Genomic DNA, 21,197 nt, shown 5'->3' on the forward strand with positions numbered 1-21,197 from the left:
TCCTTTCGAGGGGACAAATATCCAGCACTCAGCGAGGGGTGCGGGAGGCGATGTAGGTGAGGGCCGACTCCGTGTCCTTGCGGACCTGGGCCTCGTGCTCTGCCGTCAGCGGGCCGCGCGGCGGGCGGGTCGGACCACCGTAGCTCTGGCCGGTGATGTCGATCGAGAGCTTGATCGCCTGCACGAACTCGGTGCGGGAGTCCCAGCGGAACGCCGGCACGAGGTGCCTGTACAGCTCGCGCGCCTCGGCGATCTTGCCCTCGGTGACCAGGGTGTAGATCTCGACCGCCTCGCGCGGGAACGCGTTCGGGTAGCCGGCGAACCAGCCGGTGGCGCCCGCCACCAGCGACTCGAAGAGCAGGTCGTCGGCGCCGGCGATGACGTCGAGGTCGGGGGCCAGCTCCTTGATCTCCAGCACGCGCCGCACGTCGCCCGAGAACTCCTTGACGGCGACCACGTTCTCCAGCTGGGCGAGCTCGGCCAGGAGGTCGGGCGTCAGGTCGACCTTCGTGTCGATGGGGTTGTTGTAGATCATGATCGGGAGGCCGACCTCGTTGACGGCGGCATAGTGCGCGATCACCTCGGTCCGGTTCGCGCGGTAGAGCGTGGGCGGCAGCAGCAGGACGGCGTCCGCGCCGTCCTCCTTCGCCAGCTCTGCCCAGTGCTTGGCCTGGTGCGAGCCGACGCCGTGCACGCCGGCCACGACCAGTCCGCGATCGCCAACCGTCGCGACGGCGGTCTGTACGACCTTGCGGCGCTCGTCGTCCGTGAGGGACGAGTACTCGCCGAGCGAGCCGTTCGGCCCGACGCCGCGGCAGCCGTTGTCGATCAGGAACTCGCAGTGCGCGGCGAACCGCTCGTAGTCGACGGCGAGCCCGGCCGGGGCGGACGCGTCCGGCTTGAAGGCGAGGGTGGTAGCGACGATCACGCCGCCGAGGTCGAAACGCTGGTTCATGTCCGGTCTCCTCCGGGTTGGGATGCTGATGCTGTGGGTGAGGCTGTCGGTCGGGAAGTTGAGGGCAGGCCCGCGAGGTCGCCGAGCCGGACGGGGACGACGAACGGACGGCGGTCCACAGTCGGCGCTGCGGCACCCGTGGCCTCCGGACCGGCCAGGAGCTCCTGGAGCGTCCGGCCGCACATCCGCGCCTGGCACGGGCCGAGCCCGGCGCGGCTGGTGAGCTTCACGGACCGCGGCTCGTGCGATCCGGTCAGCTCGACGACCTCGCGCACGCGTCCGTAGGTGGTCTCCTCGCAGCGGCAGACGACGGTGTCGTCGCGCAGCCAGCCGGTCCACCCACCGCGGATGCCGTGCGCCGCCTCGATGCGCGCCGCGAAGCCGCGTGCCCGGGTGCGTGCCCGGCCGGCCGCGCGGGCCGCTCCGGTGCCGGTGTCGCCGCCGGCCGCAGCCGTCCCGGCCACCGTGCCCTCGGCCAGTGCAGCGTCGGCGCCGCCGATGCCGGTGACCTCGCCGGCGGCCCACACCCCGGGGACGGAGGTGGCCTGGGTGTCGTCGACCACCACGAACCGGCCCGGCGTGAGGTCGCACCCGGCGGCGATCGCCAGCTCCAGACGCGGCGTGAAGCCGTGGCTGACGCACACCGCGTCCGCCTCGACGAGCCGCTCGGTCCCGGCGACCGGCGCCCAGCGCTCGTCGAGCCGCGCCACGGTCACCGCCTCGACCCGCCCGTCGCCGTGCGCGGCAACCACCGCCTCGCCGGGCCGCCACGGGACGCGGTGGCGCGCCAGGTCGCGGACGTACCCGGCCAGCTCGCCCGCCTTGCCCGCGGCCCCGGCCAGCTCCCACGGCCGGTTCAGCCAGCCGCGGGCGAGGGACCCGAGCCGGCTCGCCTCGTGCACGCCGACGACATCGGCTCCGGTCTGCAGCAGCGACGACGCGACGGGCAGCAGGAACGGCCCGGCCCCGGCGACGACGACGCGCCGTCCGACCGCCACCCGCTCCCCCTTCGCCAGCGCCTGCGCCGCACCGGCCGAGTAGACGCCGGGCAGCTGCCAGCCGGGGAACGGCAGGGTGCGGTCGTGGGCGCCCGTGGCGAGCACCAGGGCGTCGGGTTCGAGCACGAGTGCCTCGCGCCCTACGCCGTCGGGCTCCCCGATCAGGACGTTGAGCCGGATACCGGCGTCGAGCCGTTCGAGCGACCAGACCTGGGCCGAGGGCAGCACCGTCACGTCCGGATCCGCCCGCAGGGCGGCGTCGAGCTCGCCGAACGTCGCCCACCTGTGGTGCAGCAGACCCTCGCGGCCGGCCGGACGTTCCGCCGGCAGGTGGCGCCAGTACTGGCCGCCGAGCCCGTCGGCGGCGTCGAGCAGCGTGACCCGCGCACTCGCGCTCGCGGCGGCCCGCGCGGCGGCAAGGCCGGCCGGGCCCGCGCCGACGACGACCACGTGTCTCGTCGTGCCGCTCATCGATCCTCCCCTGGTCCGCCCTGCCGGGTCACGACGTCGCCGTCCTGCGCTCGCCGCAGGCACGCGCGCACGTCCCGCAGGCCGTTGACCTCGACCAGGCAGTCGAAGCACACGCCGATCCCGCAGAACACGCCGCGCGGTGCGCCGCCCGGCGCGGTGGTGCGCCACTCGCGCCGTCCGGCGCCCAGCAGGACCCCGGCGATCGTCTGGCCGGCCGTCCCGGTGACGGGCTCGCCGTCCACGACGACGGTCAGCGGCCGGTCGGCCGCCGGCCGGGCGGGATCGCGCTCGGCGGGGACGCGGTACGAGGTCATGATCGGATCTCCAGCGGGCGGAAATCCAGGAGCGTCCGCCGGTCGGCGGCGTACGGGCGAGGGTCCACGGGTGGCTCGAACCCGAGCAGCTGCGCGGCGAGCAGGTCGCCGGTCGCGGGAGCCAGCCCGACGCCAGCGCCCTCATGGCCCGTCGCGAACCACAGCCCGGCCCTCGCGGGGTCTGGGCCGATCACCGGCAGGTGGTCGGGCATGTACGGGCGAAAGCCCAGGTAGGACCGCATGACAGGGGTACGCGCCAGGAACGGGAACACCGCCACCGCGCGCCGCGCCATCTCGGCGGGCACCTCGGCCCGGAAGCGCTCGTCGAACCCGACCTGCTCGCGGCTCGACCCGATCAGCACAGTCCCGCCGCGCGTTGATTCGATGACGGCGGAGGTTTGCAGCTCGGCGCCCGCCGACTGCGTCGCGGCGAAGTAGTCGCCGTCGTAGACCTTGTGCCGGATCCGCTGGGGCATGGGGGTGGTCACGAGCACCATCCCGCGGCGGGGTCGCACAGGGATCCAGGAGCCGAGCCGTTCGGCGACCTCCCCCGACCAGGGACCGGCCGCCACGACGACGGCGTCCGCGGCCACCTTCCCGTGCGACGTGACGACGCCGGCGAGAGCGCCGTCGGCCCCGAGCAGCGGGCCGGTCACCTCGACGCCGGTGCGGACCTCCGCGCCGGCGCGACGCGCGGACGCGAGCAGCGCCTCGGCGGCCGCGACGGGCTGCAGCTGGGCGTCCTGCGGATAGTGGACGGCGCCCACGACGCCGGACGCCAGATCGGGTTCGAGCTCGCGCGCCTCCTCGGCGGTCACCTCGACCGCGTCGACGCCGGACGCCCGCTGCGCCTCGGCGAACCGGCGCAGTCCGGCGAGACCGTCTGCGGACGTGACGACGACCAGGCCGCCCTTGACCTCGTGCTCGACGGAGGGGAACCGGGGCCCGAGCTCGTCCGCCAGCTCGTCAGCGAGCGCGACCCACCGGCGCAGCGACAGCTTGGCGAGCTCCAGCTCCGGGCCGGGGCCCTTGTCGGAGACCAGCAGGTTGCCCTCGCCGTGGGCGCTGGTCGCGGCTGCGGCAGCCCCGCGGTCGAGCACGGTCACGCGGGCGCCCGCCCGGGCGAGGGCTCGCGCGCAGGCAGCGCCGACTATCCCGGCGCCGACGATCACGACGTCCGCTGCCACATCCACCTCCTCGATCAGTTCCTTTTCAGCGGTCCAGGCAAGTTCAGCGGTCTCGACAGGCTCGACCTACGGTCAGTCAGTCCTCCGGCTTGCCCGCCCAGGTGCCGAGCGAGTGCCCGATGTGCCGCTCCATGAGCGCCTTGGCGCCCGGGCCGTCGCCGGCTGCGAGCAGGTCGAGCAGCTCGTGGTGCTCCTGGGCTGAGCTGGCGAGCGTGCCGCTCGCGACCATCGTCGACAGCCCGAGCAGGCGGGCCCTGTCGCGCAGGTCGGCCACGATCTCACCAGCCACGGGGTTGCCCAGCAGGCCCATGAGCCGCAGGTGGAACGTCTGGTCCGCCTGCAGGTACGCGACCAGGTCGCCGGTGCGCGCGCCCTCGACGATCTCGTCGGCCAGCGCGCGGAACTCCGCCAGCTGCCCGACGGGGAACGACTTGGCGAGCCGTTCCATCCAGACCGGCTCGATCACCAGGCGGACGGCGGCGACGTGCCGCAGGGTCTGGTCGCTCACGCGGGTGACGCGGAACCCCTTGTTGCGGACCGCCTCCAGGAAACCACGCCGCTCCAGGTCCAGGACCGCCTCGCGCACCGGCGTCGCCGACACGTCGAACCGCGCGGCGAGCGTCGGCACGGAGACGAGCTCACCGGGTTCGAGCTCACCCGCGACGATCGCCGCCACGAGGGCGCGGTGAACCTGCTCGCGCAGGCTCGCGACCGGTGGTAGACGGCGGACCGACGGGGTAGGTGTTGTGGCGCTCATGCTGCACTCCTGGGTGGTCAGGCAACGCTAGTAGTATATTACACGGGATGCGAACCCCGTCGTCAATGGTGCCTGAGGGTACCTGAGGCCGGGCGGAACAGCCGGGAACTAGCGGCCTGGATCGGCCTGGAGTAGCGGAAACGCGACGTTTACATTCACCCCATCGACACCGCCGCCGTCGATCAGTAGAATATCACGCATCACATATCGCTGATTGAGGAACCAAGGGCGGAGGACTATGCGGAACGACGCCAGGACAGAGGCGCGGCAACGCGCGGCCCGGGTAGCACTCACCGACGGCCTCCTGGGCCGGTGGCAGCGGCGCAACACGGCCGCGACCCTCCCCCACGTCGTCGAGCAGGTACGGGCCTCCGGCGTCCTCGACAACTTCCGCCGGATCGCCGAGCGGACCGGCGAGCCGTTCCGCGGCGGCTACCCGTTCATGGACACCGACGTCTACAAGACGCTGGAGGCGGCCGCGTACGAGCTGGCCCGCGACGCGGCGCCCGAAGACGCCGTGCCCGAAGACGCCGCAGTCCGCGCCTTCTACGAGGAGGCCGTGTCCCTCATCGAGCGCGCCCAGGCCGACGACGGGTACCTGTCGACGTTCCACCAGGGCCCCGACGCGACGGTCCCGCCGTGGACGGACCTGGCCGGCGGGCACGAGCTGTACAACCTCGGCCACCTGGTCCAGAGCGCGCTCGCCGCCGCGCGCAGGCTGGGCGACGACCGGCTGCTCGCGGTCGCCCGCCGGTTCGCGGACCTCGTGGTCGACCGGTTCGGCGAGGACGGGCGCGCGGAGTACTGCGGTCACCCGCAGATCGAGGCGGCGCTCGTGGAGCTGTACCGCGAGACGGGCCACGAGCCCTACCTGCGCCAGGCCGAGCTGTTCGTCGAGCGACGCGGCTCCGGGCTCTTCGCCAAGGCGCCGTTCGGGCCCGCGTACTACGCGGACCACGCGCCGCTGCACGACCTGGACACGGTGACCGGGCACGCCGTGCGCATGGTCTACCTGGCGGCCGGCGCCACCGACGTCGCCGTCGAGCGCGGCGACACGGCCCGGATCGACCACCTGCTGCGCCTGTGGGACGACATGGTGCGCACCAAGTCCTACGTCACGGGCGGGATCGGGTCCCGGCACTCGGACGAGGCGTTCGGCGACCGGTACGAACTGCCGTCCGAACGCGCCTATGCCGAGACCTGCGCCGCCATCGGCACCATGCAGTGGGGCTGGCGGCTGTTCCTGGCCACCGGGAGCGCCGCGGTCCTGGACCACGTCGAGCGGGTCCTCTACAACGGGTTCGCCGCGGGCGTCTCGCTGGACGGCACCCGCTTCTTCTACGACAACCCGCTGCAGCGCCGTCCCGACCACACCGACGGGCGGCCGGTCGATCCCGCGGAGCCGCTGCGCCGCCGGTGGTTCGGCTGTGCCTGCTGCCCGCCGAACGCGGCGCGCTGGATCAGCGCGCTCCAGGACCACGTGGCGCTCGAGACGCCGGACGGCCTGACGATCGCGCTGCTCACCGCGTGCCGCGTGCGTTCCGCTGCGCTCTCTGTCGACGTCGTCACCGACTACCCCTGGGACGGGCGTGTCACGGTCCGCGTGCGCGCCGCCCGCGACGAGCCGTCGACGCTGACCCTCCGCATCCCAGCCTGGGCGACGACGCCGCGGGTCACCATCGACGGCGAGGCGGTCGCCGAGGTCGACGACCGAGCCGCGGACGGCTGGCTGCACCTGACCAGCGTGTGGCGACCGGGCCAGGAGCTCGTGCTCGACCTGCCGATGCCGCCGGCGCTCGTCGTCTCGCACCCCGCCGTCGACGCGACCCGCGGCGCCGTCGCCGCCGTGCGCGGACCGGTGGTGCACTGCCTGGAGCAGATCGACTCCCCCGTGCCGGTCGACGAGCTCGTGGTGCACGCCGTGGGCGACGCGCCGCCGTCGGGCGACGACCTGCGATCCCACGCCCTGCTGGCCGACGACCCCGTGCTGCGGCACGCCCTGACCGCGCACGTGAGCCGACAGCCCGCGCCGTCGGACGACCCGTACCCGGCCGCGAACCGGACCGACCCATCTACCTCGTCGACGACGACGCAGGTACCGCTGGTGCCCTACCACCTCTGGGCGAACCGCGACCCCGGGGCGATGCGGGTCTGGCTCCGGCACACCTGACCGGACCGACCCGCCAGAGGGCTCCTGCCCTCCCGCCCCTACCCGTACGACCCCTCGACGCTCCGGCGTCATCAACCGAGAGGCCACATCGTGAAGCTCCATCGGATAACGACAGCCGTCCTCGCTGCCGCCACGACCCTCGCCCTCGCCGCCTGCGGCGGCGGCGCCCCGGACAACTCCTCCGGGGGTGGCGGCTTCACCGCGGAGCCCGCGGTGGGTGGCACCGTGCACGTGCTGCAGAACGCCGACTTCTCGTACCTCGACCCGGCCCGCGGCTGGGACGGCGGCGTGAACAACTTCTACCGGCTCGTCTACCGGCAGCTCACGACCTCCGCGCCCGGCTCGTCCGAGAACCCGACCGAGATCGTCCCGGACCTGGCCGAGAGCCTCGGCGAGGCGTCCGACGACGGCCTGACCTGGACGTACACGCTCAAGGACGGGCTGAAGTTCGCAGGCGGGGACCCGATCACCTCCGCGGAGGTCAAGTTCGGCATCTCCCGGGCCTGGGACCCCGAGATCGGCATCGGCTCGCCGTACCTCAAGCAGGTCATCGACGCCCCGGAGGGCTACGAGGGCCCGTACAAGAGCGGCGACCTGCCGACCATCGAGACTCCCGACGACACGACGATCGTCTTCCACCTCATCAAGCCGTTCCCCGAGTTCGACGCCGTGCTCTCCCAGGTGAACGCGACGCCGTTCCCCGTGGACAGCGGCGCGGGCGACGAGTTCATCCACGAGATCATCGCGTCCGGCCCCTACAAGCTGGCCGAGTACGTGCCAGGCAGCACCATCAAGCTGACACGCAACGAGAACTGGGACCCGGCCACGGACGAGGTGCGCGCTGCCAAGCCGGACGCCTGGGAGTTCACCATCGGCCTGGACCCGGCCACCATCGACGAGCGGCTCATCGCCGGGCAGGGCGCCGACGTCAACGCGATCGCGGGCAACATCCAGCCCGCCACGCTGCCCCGGCTGCAGACGCCGCAGCTCAAGGAGCGCGTCCTGGAGTTCCCCGGCATCTGCACCACGTACATGGGCCTGAACACCACCAAGAAGCACATGGACGACGTCCACGTCCGGCAGGCGATCAGCTACGCGATCGACCGCACCACCATCGTGAACGCGAGCGGCGGCACGCAGCTCGGTGACCCGTCCACGACGATCCTGCCGCCGTCGGTCGCGGGCCACAAGGACTTCGACCTCTACCCGTCCGAGGACGGCACCGGCGACGTCGAGGCCGCCAAGAAGCTGCTGGACGAGGCGGGACTGTCCGACGGGTTCACCATGACCCTCGACATCCGCGCCCAGGAGTCCATGCAGGCCCAGGCCGAGGCGGTCCAGCAGGCGCTGGAGCGGGTGGGCATCACGGTCGAGCTGAACCTGATCGACACCGCCACCTACTACGAGACCATCGGCACCCCGTCGCAGCAGCACGACGCCGCGATCACCGGCTGGTGCCCGGACTGGGCCTCGTCGGCGGCGACGTTCATCCCGCCGCTGTTCGACGGCCGCAACATCTACGAGAAGGGCAACGGCAACATCGCCCAGATCAACGACCCGGCCATCAACGAGCGGATCGACGAGATCGGGGCGATGACGGACATCGAGGCCGCCAACGAGCAGTGGGGCGACCTCGACGAGCAGATCCTCGAGCTGGCCCCGGTCGTCCCGCTCATGGTCGCCAAGGGCGTCATGCTGCCGGGCGAGAACGTGACCGGCCTGTTCTCCTCGGCGAACGCCGCGACCGGCGGCATCGACTACGTCGGCGTCGGTCTCAAGGACCCCGAGAAGGGCTGACCCGATGATGCCGTCCCAGACGGACCTCACCGCCGGCACCGTCGCGCAGAGCGACGGTGCCGGCGGGACCTGGCAGACCCTGCGGCGCGACGTCGGCGCGATGCTCGGCCTCGGCTACATCGCCCTGGTCACCCTCGTCGCGGTCTTCGCGCCCGTGCTCACGTCGATCAGCGGCTGGACGCCGTACGAGTTCGACCAGACCGCCATCGACCCCAACCTCGGCGGCATGCCGATCGGCGCGTGGGGCGGCATGGGCGCCGAGCACTGGCTCGGCGTCGAGCCGGGCAGCGGGCGCGACATCTTCGCGCGCATCGTCTACGGCGCGCGGGTCTCGATGAGCATCGCGCTGTCGGCGACCGCGCTGACCACCGTGCTCGGCGTCTCGCTCGGGCTCGTGGCGGGCTACTTCGGCGGGCGGGTGGACCTCGTCGTCTCACGGGTCATGGACTTCCTCATGGCCTTCCCGGCGCTCATCTTCATGATCGCCGTGCTCTCCGCCCTGCCGGCGGGCAACCGGTCGACGCTGCTCGTGGTCGTGATCTCCGCCTTCGGCTGGCCCTACCTGGCGCGCATCGTGCGCGGGCAGACCATGTCGCTCGCACAGCGCGAGTTCGTCGAGGCGGCCCGGGCGGCCGGGGCCAGCGGCACGCGCATCGTGTTCCGCGAGATCCTGCCGAACCTGCGCTCGACGATCATCGTGATGGCGACGCTGGCGGTGCCCGGTTACATCGGCACCGAGGCGGGCCTGTCGTTCCTCGGCGTCGGCGTCGTGCCACCCGCGCCGAGCTGGGGGCAGATGATCGCCGCCTCCGTGAAGTGGTACGCCGTCGACCCCGCCTACTTCGTGGTGCCGGGCGTGTGCCTGTTCCTGCTCGTGCTCTCGTTCACCGTGCTCGGTGACCGCCTGCGCGCCGTCGTCGACGCCCAGGAGGGTCGCTGAATGCCCCGGTTCCTCGTCACGCGCATCGCGTCGGGCCTCGTGGTCCTGCTGCTGGTGTGCCTGTTCACCTATCTGATCTTCTTCGCGCTCTCGCCGGACCCGGCGGTGCAGATCTGCGGCAAGAACTGCACGCCCGAGCTGATCGACCAGATCCGCGGGAACCTCGGGCTGGACCAGCCCTTCTGGACGCAGTTCTTCCTGTTCGTCGTCGGCATCTTCGCGGGCCGCACCTACGGCGAGGGTGCGAGCGCCGTCGACTGCGCGGCGCCGTGCCTGGGCTACTCGTTCCAGTCCAGCCAGGCGGTCTGGGACATGATCGTGCAGCGGCTGCCCGTCTCCGCGACGATCGCCATCGGCGCCGCGGTGCTGTGGCTGCTCGCCGGAGTGGTCGGCGGCCTGCTCAGCGCCGTCAAGGAGGGCACGTTCCTCGACCGGTTCACCACGGGCCTGACCCTGACGAGCATGTCGATCCCCAACTACGTGCTCGCCCTGGTGCTGCAGTACGTGCTGGTGGTCCAGCTCCAGTGGCTGCCGTTCCCCCAGGCGGTCGCCTTCGCGGACGACCCCGTGCAGTGGTTCCTCAACTTCGTGATGCCGTGGATAGTCCTCGCGATCGGGTACGCGGCCGCCTACACGCGGCTCACCCGGGCGAACGTGCTGGACGTGCTGCGCGAGAACTACGTGCGCACGGCCTACGCGAAGGGGCTGCCGCAGTCGCTCATCTGGCGGCGGCACGCCCTGCGGCCGGCCCTGACGCCGGTCGTGACCATCTTCGGCATGGACTTCGCCGGCCTGCTGGGCGGCGCGCTCATCACCGAGACCGTGTTCGGGATCAACGGCGTCGGCAAGATGGCCGCCGACTCCATCGCCCGCAACGACCAGCCGGTGATCATGGGCGTGACGCTGCTGGCCGGGTTCCTCGTCGTCGTCGGAAACATAGTGGTCGACGTCGTGTACAGCGCCATCGACCCGAGAGTGCGGGTGAACGCATGACGACCACCACCACAGGCGCCGCCTCCGCAGCGCTCCTCCAGGTGCGCGACCTCACGGTCACCTTCGCCACGCCGCGCGGCCCGCTCGACGCCGTCCGCTCGCTGGACCTCGACCTGGAGCCCGGCGGCGCGCTGGGCATCGTCGGCGAGTCCGGCTCGGGCAAGTCCATGACCAGCCTCGCGATCATGGGCCTGCAGCCCAGGGCCGCGCGGCGCACGGGCAGCGTGAAGCTGCGCGGGCAGGAGCTCGTCGGCATGTCCGAGGCCGACCTGCGCCGCGTGCGCGGCGACCGCATCGCCATGGTGTTCCAGGACCCGCTGTCCTCCCTGAACCCGTACTACACGGTCGGGCTCCAGATCGAGGAGGCGTACCGTGCCCACCGGCCGGGCGTGACCCGCCGGGAGGCGCGCACGGTCGCGATCGCGGCCCTGGAACGGGTGCACATCCGGGACTCGGCACGGCGCGTGCACCACTACCCGCACCAGTTCTCGGGCGGCATGCGCCAGCGCGTCATGATCGCGATGGCGCTCAGCACCGAGCCCGAGCTGCTGATCGCGGACGAGCCGACCACGGCGCTCGACGTCACCGTCCAGGCCCAGATCCTGGACCTGCTGCAGGAGATCCGCCGCGAGACCGGCACCGGCCTGGTGCTGATCACGCACGACCTGGCGGTGGTCAGCGAGATCACCGACCACATAGTCGTCATGAAGGACGGCGTGTGCGTCGAGCGGGGCGCCGTCGAGCAGATCTTCACGAGCCCGCAGCACCCCTATACCCAGGCGTTGCTCGACGCCGTCCCGCGTATCGACGACGAGATCGGCGAGCTGCGCGCGGTGGCGCCGGGCTCCGCCGTCGTCCCCGAGAACGCCCCCACGAATGGAGGTGCCGCATGAGCGAGCCGCTCCTGAGAGCCACGAACCTGGTCAAGGAGTTCCCGGTCATGGGGACCGGTGGCCTGGTGCGTCCCCCGCAGCGGTTCCGAGCCGTCGACGACGTCACCTTCGAGATCAACGCGGGCGAGACGCTCGCCCTGGTCGGCGAGTCCGGTTCGGGCAAGTCGACGACGGCGCGGCTCGCCGCACGCCTGCTGGACGTCACGTCCGGCACCGTGGAGCTCGACGGCGAGGACGTCACGACGCTCAGGCGGTCCGCACTGAACCGCTTCCGCAGCGAGGTGCAGGTCGTCTTCCAGGACCCGTACTCCTCGCTCAACCCGCGGCACACCGTCGAGCGGATCGTCACCGCTCCCCTGGTCTACCAGGGGCGGCCGGTCCCGGGCGGCGCTCGCGCGTTCACGCGCTCCCTCATGGAGCGGGTGGGGCTCGACCCGGACCACTCGCAGAAGTACCCGGCGCAGTTCTCCGGCGGGCAGGCGCAGCGCATCGGGATCGCCCGCGCGCTCGCGGTCGGCCCGCGCGTGGTGGTGTGCGACGAGGCGGTCTCGGCGCTCGACGTGTCGGTCCAGGCGCAGGTCATCAACCTGCTGCGGGACCTGCAGCGCGAGGAGGGGCTGACGTACCTGTTCATCGCGCACGACCTGGCGGTGGTGCGGCAGATCGCCACCCGGGTCGCGGTGATGACGCAGGGGCAGATCGTCGAGGAGGGCGACCGGGACGCGGTCTTCGGCGCGCCCTGGCACGAGTACACCCGCAAGCTGCTCGACGCCGTCCCGCGGATCCGCCCCGAGTGGGAGCGGCAGCGGCGGGCGAACGCCGCCCGGGCGGCCGCGGCCCAGTCGGGAGCGCAGGCATGAGCGCGGGCACCGGCTCCGGCTGGACGTCCTACCTGCTGCCCGGCATCGGCGTCCGCGAGCGCCGTATCTCCGTGCCGCTGGACCGGTCGGGTCGGCTGGCGGGCGAGGTCGAGCTGCTGGTCCGCGAGCTCGTGGACCCGACACGGCGGGACGACGACCTGCCGCTGCTGGTGTACCTGCAGGGTGGGCCGGGTGGCGCGAACCCGCGTCCGCTGCGGCGGGACGGCTGGCTGGACGTCACGCTGCGCGACTACCGCGTGGTGCTGGTGGACCAGCGCGGCACGGGCGGCAGCACGCCGCTGGACGGCGAGGTCCTGGCGGAGCTGGAGGCGCGCGAGGGCGCCGACCTCCTGGCGTGTTTTCGCGCGGACTCGCTGGTCGCGGACCTCGAGGACGTGCGAGCCCAGATCTACGGCGGCCGGCCGTGGACGACGCTCGCGCAGAGCTTCGGTGGCTGGATCACGCTGACCTATCTGTCGGTGGCGCCCGAGGCGCTGCGTGCCTGCTACATCGCGGGCGGGGTGCCGGGCACGCCGCCGTCGGCCGCCGAGGTGTACCGCAGGACGTTCGGCCGGGTGGCCGGCCGCACGCGTGAGTACTACGAGCGCTACCCGGCCGACGTCGGCGCGGTGGCGGCGATAGCGGACCGGCTCGCCGAGGGCGACGTCCTGCTGCCGGACGGTGACGTGCTGACGATCCACCGGTTCCAGTCGATGGGCATCGACCTCGGCATGAAGCCGGGGACGGAGCGGATGCACTGGTTCGTCGAGAAGGCGTTCGCGCGGCAGGGTCGGCTGTCGGCGGGGTTCCTGCAGGAGGCGATGGTGCGGACGTCGCAGGCGGACGGCCCGCTGTTCTGGACGCTGCAGGAGTCGATCTACGGCCACGGGGCCAACGGCCCGACGGGCTGGGCGGCGCAGGCCGAGCGGGACCGGCGTCCGGAGTTCGGCCCGGACCGGCGTCCGCTGCTGTTCACGGGCGAGATGGCCTTCCCGTGGATGTTCGAGGAGATCCGCCTGCTGCGGCCGTTCGCGCCCGCGGTGCACGAGCTGGCGGCGCGCACGCAGTGGTCGCCGCTGTACGACCTGGACCGCCTGGCCGCCAACGAGGTGCCGGTGGCCGCGGTGGTCTATCACGACGACATGTTCGTCGACTCGGGCCTGCAGCTCGACACGCTCTCGCGCGTCGGGTCGTCCCAGGCCTGGGTGACCAACGAGTACGAGCACGACGGGATCGGCGACGGGCGCGTGCTGGAGCGCCTCCGTGAGCTGATCCGCGACCGAGGAGGAGAGATTCGATGACGAACCCCAGCAGCACCCGTCCGCCGTACGCAGGGACACGTGCCCCGCGACTTGTCGAGAGCGAGGCGTTCAACGCCCACATGGCGCGCGGGTGGGGCGCCCCCGCCGTCGTCGTACCGATGACGCCCGGGGCGCCCGCCGCCGCTGCCGAGCACCGCCGCCGACTGTCGGAGCGGATCGGCGCGAGCGATGTCGTGGTGGGCGCGGGGCGGGCGAGCCTGCGCAACGGCGACGTGCAATACGGGTTCCGCGCGGACAGCGACTTCGTCTGGCTCACCGGCGCGCAGGCCGAGGACGGCGTGCTCGTGCTGCGGGCGAGCGGCGGGGGCCACGACGCGACGCTCTACCTGCCGCCGCCGGCCAAGCCGGGCGACAGCGCGTTCTTCGGCAACGCGGCGTACGGCGAGCTCTGGGTCGGGCCGTCGCCGGACCTGGGCGACTGGGCGGAGGCGTTCGGCATCGCCGTCGAACCCCTGTCGGCGCTCGACGCGGTGCTGGACACCCTGGACGGGGCGCTCGCGTCGCCGTCCGTCGACGAGGAGCTGGTGCGCCGGTACGGCCTGAAGCCGTCCGAGGACCTCGCCCGGGCGCTGTCGGACCTGCGGATGATCAAGGACGACTGGGAGATCGCGCAGCTGCGCGAGGCGGTCGACCACACGGTCACCGGGTTCGAGGCGGTCGTCGCGGAGCTGCCGCGCGCGATCGGCGGACTGGGCGAGCGCTGGCTGCAGGGCACGTTCGACAGGCACGCGCGCACGTACGGGAACGGGCCCGGGTACACGACGATCGTCGGGTCCGGCCCGCACGCGCCGACGCTGCACTGGGTGCGCTGCGACGGCCCCGTGCTGCCCGACATGCCGCTGCTGCTGGACATGGGCGTGGAGGCGAACTCGCTGTACACGGCCGACGTGACGCGGACCATCCCGCCGTCGGGCAGCTTCAGTGCGCTGCAGCGGGACGTGCACGACCTGGTCGAGAAGGCGCACCGCGCCGGCATGGCGCAGATCCGGCCGGGCGTCGAGTACCTCGACTTCCACTTCGCCTCCATGGAGGTCATCGCGCAGGGACTGCACGACTGGGGGCTGCTGGACGTCTCGGTCGACGAGGCGCTGTCCCCCGGCGGGCAGCAACACCGCCGCTGGCTGGTCTGCGGCATCGGCCACCACCTGGGCCTGGACGTGCACGACTGCGCCCACTCCGACTACCCGACCTACCAGGCGGCGCCCCTGGAGCCGGGCGTCGTCATGACCGTCGAGCCCGGGCTGTACTTCCACGCGCACGACGAGACGGTGCCGCCCGAGCTGCGCGGGATCGGTGTCCGCCTGGAGGACGACCTGCTGGTCACCGCCGACGGCGCGGAGGTGCTGTCGGACGCGCTGCCGATCGACGCCGCGGGTATCGAACGCTGGACCCAGGAGCGGATGCCGCATGCCTGAGCCGATCGCCGAACCGTTCCCGCTGGACGCCGTCACGCTGCACGACAGCGTCTTCACGCGCGCCCGGGACCAGATGCTGCACCTGGCGCGCGTCTACCCCGTCGACCGGCTGCTCGCCGTCTTCCGCGCGAACGCCGGCCTCGACACGCGCGGCGCGCTGCCGCCCGGCGGGTGGGAGGACTTCGGCCACCCCGACGAGCAGGCGTGGGGACCCGACGAGTACCCGGGGCGCGAGGCGGCGCCCACGGCGAACCTGCTGCGCGGCCACTACGCGGGGCACTTCCTGTCCATGCTCGCGCTGGCCCACGCCGGTGCACCCGAGGCTGGCCTGAAGGCGGCGCTCAAGGGCAAGGTCGACGAGATGGTCGAGGGCCTGCGGGAGGTCCAGGAGGCGCTCGCGGCGTCGGGCCGCTACAGCCATCCGGGATTCCTCGCCGCGTACGGCGAGTGGCAGTTCTCCCGGCTGGAGGGCCTCGCCCCGTACGGCGAGATCTGGGCGCCGTACTACACGTGCCACAAGATCATGGCGGGCCTGCTCGACGCGTACCGGCACGCGGGGTCGCGGACGGCGCTGGAGATCGCCGCCGGGATGGGGCGCTGGGTCCATGGCCGGCTGTCCGTCCTGTCCGCGGACCAGCGCAGAGACATGTGGGCCCTGTACATCGCGGGCGAGGCCGGCGGCATGAACGAGGTGCTGTGCGACCTCGCGGTGCTCACCGGCGACAAGCAGTTCGTCGAGACGGCCCGGCTCTTCGACCTGGACTCGCTGCTGGACGCGACGGCGTCGGGCCGGGACGTGCTGGACGGCATGCACGCCAACCAGCACGCCGCGACGCTGCTCGGCTACCTCGCGCTGCACGACCTGACGGGCGAGGCGCGCTACCTGGACGCCGTGGTCAACATCTGGGACATGCTCGTCCCGGGGCGCACGTACGCGCACGGGGGTTCCGGCGAGAACGAGCTGTGGGGCCCGGCGGGCGCCGTCGCGGGCGACATCGGCAACCGGAACGCCGAGACCTGCGTCACCTACAACATGCTCAAGCTGGCCCGCGCCCTGTTCGGGCGCACCGGCGACCCGCGGTACGCCGACTACTACGAGCGGGCGGTCACCAACCAGGTCCTCGGCTCGCGGCACGACGTCGACTCGGACGACTCGCCGGAGGTCACGTACATGTTCCCGGTCAATCCGGGGGCGCTGCGCGAGTACGACAACGTCGGCACGTGCTGCGGCGGCACCGGGCTCGAGAACCACGTCAAGTACCAGGACTCCGTCTACTTCCGGTCGGTGCGGGGCGGCGAGCGCGCTCTCTGGGTGAACCTCTACGTGGCCTCCACCCTGCGGTGGGCCGAGCAGGACGTGCGGGTCGTCCAGGAGACCGCGTACCCGCTGGAGGGCGGCAGCCGGCTGCTCGTCGACGCCACCGGTGACCTGGACCTCCGGCTGCGGGTTCCGGGCTGGGTCGCGGGTGGGTGCACCGTCACCGTCGACGGTTCGCCCGTGGCCGTGGACGCCGTCCCCGGGCAGTACATCTCCCTGCGGCGCGACTGGGTGCCGGGCACGGTGGTCGAGATCAGCATGCCGCTGGCGCTGCGCGAGGTGCCGGCGCCCGACGACGCGTCCCTGGTGACGCTCGAGCTCGGGCCGACCGTGCTGCTGGCCCGCAGCGCCGCCACCACCTGGCTCCCGGTCGCCGCCGCGACCTGGCGTCGCCTCGACGGGACACTCGACGTACCTCTGAACAGGGCCGACGACGGCACGTGGCGGCTCGGCGACCTTGTCCTGGAGCCCGCGTGGTCCGGGTCGGATGCGCGGTACCACATGTATCTGCGGCGGACCGATGCTCGTATCGCCTTTGCGGGAGCGGGAGCGGGAGCAGGGCCGGACGCCGGCGCGGAGCCGGCCGACTCCGGTGTGCCCAACGTGGCTCGGCGGGACGGCGGCACGTTTCTCGACGTCCTCTGGTCGGACGGCGGCTTCGCCTCCCGGCCCGAGTTCCTCCGGGCGGTGCTGCGCACCGCACACGAGTTCGTCGGGCTGGGACTGCTCAGCGCCGCCGAGGCACGCGACGTCCTGCGGGCTGCCGCGCGTTCCGGCGTCGGACGGGACGCGAGAGGCGTCGGACGGGACGCGAGAGGCGTCGGACGGGACGCGAGAGGCGTCGGACGGGATACGAGGGACGTCGGCAGTATCGCGGACGGGGCGGAGGCCGCGCGCGAGGAGGTATCGCGTGAGGAGAACGCACGCGAGGAAGCCACTCTCCTGGCTGAGGCGCCCGCAGCCGTGTTGACCGGCTCGGCGCCCCGCGTCGAGGTGGTGCCGTCCAAGATGCCGAGCGTCACCGGCTGGTACCACCAGCCCGCCGAGCTCACCGTCACCGCACGGGCCGACGCCGGCGAGCCCACCGTCGAAGTCCGGGTCGACGACGGGCCGTGGCAGCCAGCGGGAGCCAAACCGCTGCGGCTCGGCGACGGCGTGCACACCGTCACCGTGCGCGCCGTCGACTCCGAGGAGCGGGAACGCCACGTCGTCCGCGAGGTCAGCGTTGACACCACGCCGCCCGTGACCACCGCGACGGCCCGGCGCCTCGGCCCGCGCGGCGTCGAGATCAACCTCGCCGCCACCGACGACGTCTCCGGCGTGGACAGCATCCGGTGGAAGGGCCCGGACACGTTCTGGGCGACCTTCCGCGAACCGTTCACGCGTGCCCTGGGCGACGAGCCGCAGGTCATCGAGTTCACCGCCACCGACCGGGCCGGCAACGAGGAGCCGATCCGGACCCTCGAGCTCCCGCCCGCCGGCTGACCGCACGCGACAACCCGCAGCACACGCACCGCATCAGGTCCACCGCATCAGAAAGGTGGTTCGCCGGGGCCGGGCAAGCCGGTGGGCTCGGCCGGTTCGGCCGGTTCGGCCGGTTCGGCCGGTATGGCCGGTATGGCACCCGGCTCGGTCGTGCCGTACTGCCGTGGCAGGCGTCGGCCGGTCAGGGCACGCAGGCTCAGGTCGTGACTGGTGTCCGGGTCGACCTGGTCGATGTCGACGTGAGTGTCCAGCACGGTCGGTGGCCGGTGGTGGGTGCGGCCGGTGGGAGTGGTCCAGGTCGTGATCCCGGTCGCGGGGTCACGCACGACGCCCCACCCCGCGTGCGTCTTGAGCAGGTGATGCCGACGGCACAGGGCGTGCAGGTTGCACGCGCTGGTCTGCCCACGCCCGGCCGCACCAGCGGCAACGCTGGGGATCTCACGCTGATGGTCGTGGTCGAAGGGCTCGATGTGGTCCAGGTCGCACCGTTCAGCCGGGATGTCGCAGCCAGGGAAGGTGCAGGTGTCATCCCTGGCCTCGACCGCTGCCCGCAGGACCCGGCCCGGTTGATAGGCAGCGGTGGAGTAGTCGATCAGCACCCCGGTGACCGGGTCGGTCATCAGGCGCTGCCAGGTCGCGTCCTGCGCGATGAGCCGTGCCGTGTCGGCGGGGACGGGTCCGAATCCGTTCAGGTCTCCGGGTGCGTCGTCCAGGCCCAGGAGCACGCTGGCCGGGACCGTCACCCGCACCACCGGGCGAGTCGGAGTGATCCGCACGGGCCGTACCACCACCTGCTGGACAGGAGCCCGGCCACCACACGAGCAGACCGGCATCTCCGCACCATCGTCCCCATCGATCGAGGAGCCGTCGCTCTCGACGCGCACGGCCTTCGCCGTGGTGCCGGCGGTCTGGGTGGTGCCGTCCGGGCTCGTGCCGGCGGTCTGGGTGGTGCCGTCCGGGCTCGTGCCGGCGCCCGTGTTCGTGTCCGACTGTGTGTCCGTGCCGGACTGTGTGTCCGTGCCGGTGAAGCGGTCAGCGGGTAGGAGTCGGCCCGTGACGATCCCGGTCAACGAGTCCGCGCGAAGCTGTCCCAGGCTGCGTTCCTCGCCACTGGTGCGGCGCAGCTGGTGGGCCATGTCGTCCACCACACCCCATACCGCCGCCGCATCGGCCGCCGGCAGGTAGGCCGACACCCAGCCCATGTCGTTCTCGGCACGGTCCAGCTGCACGCACCGGCGCTCTGCCTCGGCCCGTGCGGTGTCCGCCGCGCCGTGGCGGGCCTTGGCAAATGCGAGCATCCGGGCCTGCAGCCACCGCCAGGTCCGCTGCGGGGCCTGCGGCAGATACCGCTCGATCGCCTCCGCTCGCTCCGCCACGGTCAGCTGAGACGCCGAGCGCAGCAGGGTGTGCGCCTTCCGCACATCGATCCGCCCCGTCGCCAGGGCCGAGATCACACTCGGGTGCCGGGCACCGGACTCGGCACGCACGACCACCTCGCTGCCTTCCCGCTCCGTCACCACGAGCTCGCTGGTGACCTGCCCGACCAGCGAGCTGTGCGCGAGCGGGTTGGTCTCCCTGGCAGCGCGTTCGGCCACGACCCGCGCCTGCACCCCCGCGGCCCAGGACTGCAGGCGACCGCACGCGGTGACCAGGTCACCCAGTGCGTCGTCCGGAAGATCCTCCAGGGGGTTCTCGTCCGGGACCGCGCTCGCGCCGACACCCACGCCGACGGCCTCCGCGACCACCCGCGCCAGCTCTGCGCCGGGCATATCGCGCAGCGCCGCCTGGAGTGTCTCCACCGGCCACAACGCGACCGGCAACGCATCCGGCGGCCAGTCCGGCATCGAGTCCAGCCACTCAGGCATCTCCGGCAACCGGTCCTGTCCGGCGAATGTGTCCCAGTCCCCGAACAGGATCGCCTCGTCGACCGGCGCGCCGCCGGGCACGGCGCCGTCGGACACGGCGCCGTCGGACAGGGCTTCACGCATACGAGCACACTCCTCACCGGGATCTGAGATCGGGTATCCACTCGAGGCCAAGAATAGTCACCATGGCCATTCCTACGGACGCTTGTTCGACCCTACAACCGACCACCCACACTCGGTCGCCGTCCAGATCTCAAGGTGCGGAGCCCAGGGCCGCATCCGACGCAAGCGTCGATGTCAGTGGCTCGGCATAACGTCTCTGCCATGACCGAGCCACGACCCTTCACGGTCCACGTCCCCGACCAGGTGCTCACCGATCTGCGCGAGCGACTGGCCCGCAGCCGCATCCCGGACGACTCGCCCAGGCGCCCGGCGTCGGGCATGACCGCGACGTACCTGCGCGAGCTGGTCGACCACTGGATCAGCTGGGACTGGCGCGCCCGGGAGGCCTGGCTCAACGAGCATCCGCAGTTCATCGCGGAGATCGACGACGTCGACCTGCACTTCGTCCACCTGCGCTCGGACCGGCCCGACGCGCCGGCGCTCCTGGTGCTGCACGGCTGGCCGCACACGTTCGCGCTGCAGCTCGACTTCGCCGACCTGCTGCCCGACTTCCACGTGGTGGTCGCGAGCCTGCCCGGCTTCGGGTTCTCCTCGCCGTACGCCGAAGGGCCGATGTCGGAGAAGCGGCTGGCCTCGACCATGCACGCACTGATGACGGAAGCGCTCGGCTACGACCGATACTTCACCTACGGCGAGGACGTCACGGCGAACGTCAGCGACCTCATCGCCGCCCGCTACCCGGAGCAGGTGGCGGGGATCGTGGCCACCCATGCGCACTTCCCCACCAGCGACGAACGAGCAACCCTCGACGACCCCGAGGTCAAGGAGTTCTTCGACGGCATCGCCGCGAAGCACCAGACCGACGGCGCCTACGGCCATGTGCAAGCAACCCGGCCCGACACCCTCGCGGCCGCTCTCAACGACTCCCCCGCCGGCCTGCTGGCTTGGCTCGCCGAGAAGCTGGTCGAGTGGAGCGACACACCGCCGGGCGATCCCCGCAAGGTAGAGCGCCGCATCTCACGCGACCGCATCCTCACGGAGGCGACCATCTACTGGGCGACCCAGACGATCGGGTCGTCGTTCCGCCCCTACTACGAGGGTGCCGACCAGCCGGACCCGATACCGCCCACGAGCGTGCCCGCGGCGGTCTTCATCCAGCGGCACGAGGCCGCTTACCCCGAGGCGCTCGCGCGCCGCCACTACCTCGACCTTCGCGAGTTCGATCGCCTCGAGGAGGGCGGTCACTTCACCGTGGCCGAGGTACCTGCCGAGATGGCGGCGCGCATCCGGAGGTTCGTCCGCTCGGTCGGCTGAGCCGGAGGTGCAGCGCAGGG

The 21,197-nt window shown here is 72.3% G+C and carries 16 protein-coding genes; 10 read left to right on the forward strand and 6 right to left on the reverse strand.

All coding sequences use genetic code 11. The features are described 5' to 3' along the window. Positions 1 to 28: 28 nt before the first annotated feature. The 5 genes from ACFO6V_RS01840 to ACFO6V_RS01860 all read right to left on the reverse strand — a co-directional run bounded on the left by ACFO6V_RS01840 (position 29) and on the right by ACFO6V_RS01860 (position 4,682). Positions 29 to 955, reverse strand: coding sequence for a dihydrodipicolinate synthase family protein (locus ACFO6V_RS01840; protein ID WP_377131570.1), 927 nt, complete (start codon positions 953 to 955; stop codon positions 29 to 31). Then, on the reverse strand, positions 952 to 2,424 hold the full coding sequence (locus tag ACFO6V_RS01845) for an FAD-dependent oxidoreductase (RefSeq protein WP_377131572.1): 1,473 nt from the start codon (positions 2,422 to 2,424) through the stop codon (positions 952 to 954). Before ACFO6V_RS01845 ends, ACFO6V_RS01840 begins: the two co-directional genes overlap by 4 nt. Continuing rightward, positions 2,421 to 2,738, reverse strand: coding sequence for a (2Fe-2S)-binding protein (locus tag ACFO6V_RS01850; RefSeq protein WP_377131574.1), 318 nt, complete (start codon positions 2,736 to 2,738; stop codon positions 2,421 to 2,423). Before ACFO6V_RS01850 ends, ACFO6V_RS01845 begins: the two co-directional genes overlap by 4 nt. Next, positions 2,735 to 3,925, reverse strand: a complete 1,191-nt coding sequence (locus ACFO6V_RS01855; protein WP_377131576.1) for an NAD(P)/FAD-dependent oxidoreductase — start codon at positions 3,923 to 3,925, stop codon at positions 2,735 to 2,737. The genes ACFO6V_RS01850 and ACFO6V_RS01855 overlap by 4 nt, the downstream gene beginning before the upstream one ends. 76 nt (positions 3,926 to 4,001) lie before the next feature. After that, on the reverse strand, positions 4,002 to 4,682 hold the full coding sequence (locus ACFO6V_RS01860; RefSeq protein WP_357506185.1) for a GntR family transcriptional regulator: 681 nt from the start codon (positions 4,680 to 4,682) through the stop codon (positions 4,002 to 4,004). 238 nt (positions 4,683 to 4,920) lie between these two features. Between ACFO6V_RS01860 and ACFO6V_RS01865 the strand changes: the two genes are divergently transcribed. The 9 genes from ACFO6V_RS01865 (at position 4,921) to ACFO6V_RS01905 (ending at position 17,875) form a co-directional block, all read left to right on the forward strand. Further along, positions 4,921 to 6,852, forward strand: a complete 1,932-nt coding sequence (locus ACFO6V_RS01865) for a glycoside hydrolase family 127 protein (RefSeq protein ID WP_377131579.1) — start codon at positions 4,921 to 4,923, stop codon at positions 6,850 to 6,852. 90 nt (positions 6,853 to 6,942) lie between these two features. Then, a complete protein-coding gene (locus tag ACFO6V_RS01870; protein ID WP_377131581.1) occupies positions 6,943 to 8,649 on the forward strand; it encodes an ABC transporter substrate-binding protein in 1,707 nt (568 codons plus the stop codon). A gap of 4 nt (positions 8,650 to 8,653) precedes the next feature. Further along, on the forward strand, positions 8,654 to 9,589 hold the full coding sequence (locus ACFO6V_RS01875) for an ABC transporter permease (RefSeq protein WP_377131583.1): 936 nt from the start codon (positions 8,654 to 8,656) through the stop codon (positions 9,587 to 9,589). Beyond that, complete coding sequence (locus ACFO6V_RS01880) at positions 9,590 to 10,582, forward strand: ABC transporter permease (RefSeq protein WP_377131585.1); 993 nt, start codon at positions 9,590 to 9,592, stop codon at positions 10,580 to 10,582. After that, complete coding sequence (locus ACFO6V_RS01885; protein ID WP_377131587.1) at positions 10,579 to 11,475, forward strand: ABC transporter ATP-binding protein; 897 nt, start codon at positions 10,579 to 10,581, stop codon at positions 11,473 to 11,475. Before ACFO6V_RS01880 ends, ACFO6V_RS01885 begins: the two co-directional genes overlap by 4 nt. After that, a complete protein-coding gene (locus ACFO6V_RS01890; RefSeq protein WP_377131589.1) occupies positions 11,472 to 12,335 on the forward strand; it encodes an ATP-binding cassette domain-containing protein in 864 nt (287 codons plus the stop codon). The genes ACFO6V_RS01885 and ACFO6V_RS01890 overlap by 4 nt, the downstream gene beginning before the upstream one ends. Continuing rightward, positions 12,332 to 13,636, forward strand: a complete 1,305-nt coding sequence (locus tag ACFO6V_RS01895) for an alpha/beta fold hydrolase (RefSeq protein ID WP_377131591.1) — start codon at positions 12,332 to 12,334, stop codon at positions 13,634 to 13,636. Before ACFO6V_RS01890 ends, ACFO6V_RS01895 begins: the two co-directional genes overlap by 4 nt. Next, positions 13,633 to 15,072 carry an aminopeptidase P family protein gene (locus ACFO6V_RS01900; protein ID WP_377131593.1) on the forward strand — a complete coding sequence of 480 codons (1,440 nt, stop codon included), beginning with the start codon at positions 13,633 to 13,635 and terminating at the stop codon, positions 15,070 to 15,072. The genes ACFO6V_RS01895 and ACFO6V_RS01900 overlap by 4 nt, the downstream gene beginning before the upstream one ends. Continuing rightward, positions 15,065 to 17,875, forward strand: coding sequence for a glycoside hydrolase family 127 protein (locus ACFO6V_RS01905; RefSeq protein ID WP_377131595.1), 2,811 nt, complete (start codon positions 15,065 to 15,067; stop codon positions 17,873 to 17,875). Before ACFO6V_RS01900 ends, ACFO6V_RS01905 begins: the two co-directional genes overlap by 8 nt. Before the next feature lie 47 nt (positions 17,876 to 17,922). On the opposite strand, the gene ACFO6V_RS01910 is transcribed toward ACFO6V_RS01905, so the two are convergent. Then, positions 17,923 to 19,863, reverse strand: a complete 1,941-nt coding sequence (locus ACFO6V_RS01910; protein ID WP_377131597.1) for an HNH endonuclease signature motif containing protein — start codon at positions 19,861 to 19,863, stop codon at positions 17,923 to 17,925. 201 nt (positions 19,864 to 20,064) lie between these two features. Here ACFO6V_RS01910 and ACFO6V_RS01915 point away from each other — a divergent pair, with 201 nt between their 5' ends. Then, a complete protein-coding gene (locus tag ACFO6V_RS01915; RefSeq protein WP_377131599.1) occupies positions 20,065 to 21,177 on the forward strand; it encodes an epoxide hydrolase family protein in 1,113 nt (370 codons plus the stop codon). Positions 21,178 to 21,197: the final 20 nt, after the last annotated feature.

The sequence above is a fragment of the Promicromonospora alba genome, assembly GCF_042654905.1.
Taxonomy (GTDB): domain Bacteria; phylum Actinomycetota; class Actinomycetes; order Actinomycetales; family Cellulomonadaceae; genus Promicromonospora; species Promicromonospora alba.

What these genes read in the sequence shown, in the direction of transcription:
- ACFO6V_RS01905 (WP_377131595.1), top strand. Translation starts at nt 15,065, where the DNA reads ATGCCTGAGCCGATCGCCGAACCGTTCCCGCTGGACGCCGTCACGCTG.
- ACFO6V_RS01845 (WP_377131572.1), bottom strand. Translation starts at nt 2,424, where the DNA reads ATGAGCGGCACGACGAGACACGTGGTCGTCGTCGGCGCGGGCCCGGCC.
- ACFO6V_RS01860 (WP_357506185.1), bottom strand. Translation starts at nt 4,682, where the DNA reads ATGAGCGCCACAACACCTACCCCGTCGGTCCGCCGTCTACCACCGGTC.
- ACFO6V_RS01840 (WP_377131570.1), bottom strand. Translation starts at nt 955, where the DNA reads ATGAACCAGCGTTTCGACCTCGGCGGCGTGATCGTCGCTACCACCCTC.
- ACFO6V_RS01895 (WP_377131591.1), top strand. Translation starts at nt 12,332, where the DNA reads ATGAGCGCGGGCACCGGCTCCGGCTGGACGTCCTACCTGCTGCCCGGC.
- ACFO6V_RS01885 (WP_377131587.1), top strand. Translation starts at nt 10,579, where the DNA reads ATGACGACCACCACCACAGGCGCCGCCTCCGCAGCGCTCCTCCAGGTG.
- ACFO6V_RS01865 (WP_377131579.1), top strand. Translation starts at nt 4,921, where the DNA reads ATGCGGAACGACGCCAGGACAGAGGCGCGGCAACGCGCGGCCCGGGTA.
- ACFO6V_RS01880 (WP_377131585.1), top strand. Translation starts at nt 9,590, where the DNA reads ATGCCCCGGTTCCTCGTCACGCGCATCGCGTCGGGCCTCGTGGTCCTG.
- ACFO6V_RS01850 (WP_377131574.1), bottom strand. Translation starts at nt 2,738, where the DNA reads ATGACCTCGTACCGCGTCCCCGCCGAGCGCGATCCCGCCCGGCCGGCG.
- ACFO6V_RS01915 (WP_377131599.1), top strand. Translation starts at nt 20,065, where the DNA reads ATGACCGAGCCACGACCCTTCACGGTCCACGTCCCCGACCAGGTGCTC.
- ACFO6V_RS01900 (WP_377131593.1), top strand. Translation starts at nt 13,633, where the DNA reads ATGACGAACCCCAGCAGCACCCGTCCGCCGTACGCAGGGACACGTGCC.
- ACFO6V_RS01910 (WP_377131597.1), bottom strand. Translation starts at nt 19,863, where the DNA reads ATGCGTGAAGCCCTGTCCGACGGCGCCGTGTCCGACGGCGCCGTGCCC.
- ACFO6V_RS01890 (WP_377131589.1), top strand. Translation starts at nt 11,472, where the DNA reads ATGAGCGAGCCGCTCCTGAGAGCCACGAACCTGGTCAAGGAGTTCCCG.
- ACFO6V_RS01875 (WP_377131583.1), top strand. Translation starts at nt 8,654, where the DNA reads ATGATGCCGTCCCAGACGGACCTCACCGCCGGCACCGTCGCGCAGAGC.